3 protein-coding genes are annotated in these 3421 nt (G+C 74.3%); 1 reads left to right on the forward strand and 2 read right to left on the reverse strand.

The genetic code is table 11. The features are described 5' to 3' along the window. Positions 1 to 61 precede the first annotated feature (61 nt). Together ACFVS9_RS34100 and rpe are read right to left on the reverse strand one after the other, a co-directional pair. A complete protein-coding gene (locus ACFVS9_RS34100) occupies positions 62 to 1048 on the reverse strand; it encodes a sugar-binding transcriptional regulator (protein WP_383119029.1) in 987 nt (328 codons plus the stop codon). A 139-nt stretch (positions 1049 to 1187) separates the two neighbouring features. Next, a complete protein-coding gene (gene rpe / locus ACFVS9_RS34105; RefSeq protein WP_383119027.1) occupies positions 1188 to 1871 on the reverse strand; it encodes a ribulose-phosphate 3-epimerase in 684 nt (227 codons plus the stop codon). An 847-nt stretch (positions 1872 to 2718) separates the two neighbouring features. Here rpe and ACFVS9_RS34110 point away from each other — a divergent pair. Further along, the coding region (locus ACFVS9_RS34110; RefSeq protein WP_389938897.1) for an ABC transporter permease at positions 2719 to 3421 on the forward strand (703 nt) is incomplete at its 3' end.

Raw genomic sequence — 3421 nt, forward strand, 5'->3', positions numbered from 1 at the left:
GACGGGGGCCGGGCACCCCGCGCGGGTGCCCGGCCCCCGTCGTCGCACGGGGTCCGTCCGGTCATTCGTCGGGGTCGGCCCGCTCCAGCGCGGGCCGCTGCCCGGCGGCGGACTCCGTCAGGAGGTAGTCGGCCGCGGCCGTGTCCGTGACGAGACTGGTGACCAGCCCCGAGCGCAGCACCGCGCCGATCGCCGCCGCCTTGCGCTGCCCGCCCGCGATGGCGACCACCTCGGGGATCCGGCGCAGCCGGTCGGCCTCCACGGTGATGCACCGCTCGCCGAGGTCCCGGCCGACCCGGCGCCCGTTCGCGTCGAAGAGGTGCGCGGACATCTCGGCCGCCACACCGAGCGAGGCGTAGTGGCCGCGCTCCTCGTCCGAGAGCATGTCGTGGACGGTCGAGATGCCGGGCTCCCACGATCCGATGGACACCGCGGCGACCGTCACCTTGTCGAAGTACTCGAAGGCGCGGGCGATCCCGGTCTGGTGGCGCAGGGCGGCCGCCGTCGCCGGGTCGGGCAGCAGCATCGGGGCGTAGATGGGGTGCGCCTCGCCGCCCGAGACCTGCGCGGCCCGGCGGACCGCCTCGACCGAGCCGCGCTCGGCCGTGCCCGCGTCGTACACACCGGTCAGCTGAACGACCGTGCAGGGGGGCAGCCGGTCCAGGGCCGCCGCCATGTGGATGGTGGACCGGCCCCAGGCCAGGCCCAGCACATCGCCCTCGTTCACCAGCTCGCCGAGCAGCTCGGCCGCGACCTCACCCAGGTTCTCCGGGTCGGCCGCGTCGTCCTGCTCCTCCGCCGGGGACTCGACCACGACAGCGTGCCGCAGGCCGTAGCGCGCCCGGAGCGCGTCGGAGCGCTCCGCGTCCAGCTCCGCCGGTACCCGGATCTCGATCCTCACGAGATCACGCTCGAGGGCCGTCTCCAGGACCCGGGCCACCTTGAAGCGGCTGACGCCGAACTCCTCGGCGATCTGGATCTTGGACTTCCCCTCCAGGTAGAACCGACGGGCCATGGCCGCCGCCTGCACCAGCTCCGCGGGTCCCATCCGCATGGCTGACCGACCCGCCGAGATGCCAGACACCGCGATCTCCTCACTGCTGTTCACACGCTCGATACGCCGTCCATCCTGTCAGATCCGGCGATCCTTGATCAGGCCCGTCGGGCCGCGTTCATCCGGACTTGGCTCAGTGGCCGCACGCCCAGGGTGCGGAAGCCGTGACCTTGTCGGCCTGGGCGCGCAGCGCCCGCACGGCCTCGGCCGGGTCCTCGGCGCCGTACACCGCCGAACCCGCGACGAACACGTCCGCCCCGGCCTCGGCGCATCGCTCGATGGTGGCGGCGGAGACCCCGCCGTCGACCTGTAGCCACAGCTCCAGACCGTGCTTCGAGATCAGCTCACGGGTGCGGCGGATCTTCGGCAGCATGATGTCCAGGAAGGCCTGGCCGCCGAATCCCGGCTCCACGGTCATGATCAGCAGCATGTCGAGCTCGGGGAGCAGGTCCTCGTACGGCTCGATGGGCGTCGCGGGCTTCAGCGCCATGGACGCGCGGGCGCCCTTCGCCCTGATCTCCCGGGCCAGGCGCACGGGCGCGGCGGCCGCCTCCACGTGGAAGGTGACCGAGCCCGCTCCGGCCTCGACGTACTGCGGCGCCCAGCGGTCCGCGTCCTCGATCATGAGGTGGCAGTCCAGCGGTGTGTCCGTGGCCTTGCTCAGCGCCTCCACGACGGGCACGCCGAGGGTCAGGTTGGGCACGAAATGGTTGTCCATGACATCGACATGGAGCCAGTCGGCGCCTTCCACCGCCCTCGCCTCCTCGGCGAGGCGGGCGAAGTCTGCGGACAGGATGCTGGGGTTGATCTGGGCCATGCACCCAAGCCTGCCATGCCCGGCGCCACTTCCTCGCCGCTGTGCGCCCCAAAGCCTCACGGGATCATTACGGTTCACGCGATCCCGGCGTTCTCGCCGCGATCACACGCCCCGGGTCCTGTTCGGTCGGGGGCCGGGGAGGCCGACTGCTCTGGGGCCTCGGCGGCACCGGTCCCGGCGGAGCGGGAGTTCCGGTCCCGGCGGTCCCGGCGGAGCGGGAGTTCCGGTCCCGGCGGTTCCGGCGGCACCTGTCCCCGGGCCCGGAACGTGCTCGTTCGCGGCCTGCCCGAACGGGCCCCGGGGATACCTGGCGCGGCCCGCTCCGGGCGCGTGGGGGGGGCCCGGGGCCGTGGTCCGCCCTGTTCGGACCGCCCGGTAGCGGGCTGCCGGCCGTCCGGGAGCGGGCGCGGACGGCGTAGGGCCGATCCGGCGGGCCCGCTCCGGTCCGTACCAGGGCGCGGACAGCCCCTGGTGCCCGCCATGCGGCTGTGTTAGAAACTCCCCGTGATCAGCGACCAGTTCCTGAAGGAGCGTCTCAGCATCGATCTCTGCCGTGTGACCAGCTGCTCCTGTTGAGCCTGGCCCGGCAGCGCTGAGCGCTTCCAGAACTGTGCGGCGTCGTCCGCCCGCCTTCCGGCCGCCCCTCGGGTGAGCCGGCGGTCCCCCTCCGGAACTCCGTCCGCGACCGGACCGGACCTTCCCGTCCGCGTACGGCGCTCCGGCGCACGTTCCGGGGGCCCCTCCCCCGTTGCCCGCGGGCGCCACCGTGCGCGCCCCGCATCCCCCTGCCCGGCCCGGCCCGCCCCCGCGACGGCCCGGTCCCGGGCACCTCCCGACGGAGCCCGCCATGACCACGCCCACCGCCACGGAGCAGCAGCCGTCCGGTCCCGCGCTGCCCGGTGAACCTCCCGCCGCGCCCCCTCCGCGCCGCCGCTCGCCGGAGCGGGCCGCCAGGCTGCGCCGGGCCGGGCTGCGGCTCCTCGCGCTGGCCGTGCTGCTCGCGCTCTGGCAGCTCGTCACCGCGCTGCGGCTGTGGTCACCGCTGCTCGTCCCCCCGCCGTCGGCCGTCTGGGACGCGCTCGTGGAGACGTCCGGCACCCATGACGGAGTACGCGGCTACCAGGGCCACACCCTGATCGAGCACCTGGGCATCAGCCTGCGCCGCATCGCGATCGGTGCGGGCGCGGGCGTGCTGGCCGGGCTCGTGGCCGGGGTGCTGATGGGCACGCTGCCGTGGGTGCGGGTGGTGTTCGAACCGGCGGTGGCCTTCCTCCGGACGCTGCCGCCGCTCGCCTACTTCAGCCTGCTGATCATCTGGTTCGGGATCGACGAGGCGCCCAAGCTGTGGCTGCTGGCCATCGCCGCCATGCCGCCCGTGGCCGTGGCCACCGCGTCCGCCGTGGCGTCGGCGCCCGCCTCGCTGGTGGAGGCGGCCCGGGCGATCGGGGCGCGCCGCCCGCAGGTGGTGGCCTCCGTCGTCCTGCCGTCCGCGCTGCCGGAGATCCTGGTCGGCGTACGGCTGGCGTTCGGCATCGCCTACTCCTCGGTGG

The organism is Streptomyces sp. NPDC058008 (genome assembly GCF_042886395.1).
GTDB lineage: Bacteria > Actinomycetota > Actinomycetes > Streptomycetales > Streptomycetaceae > Streptomyces.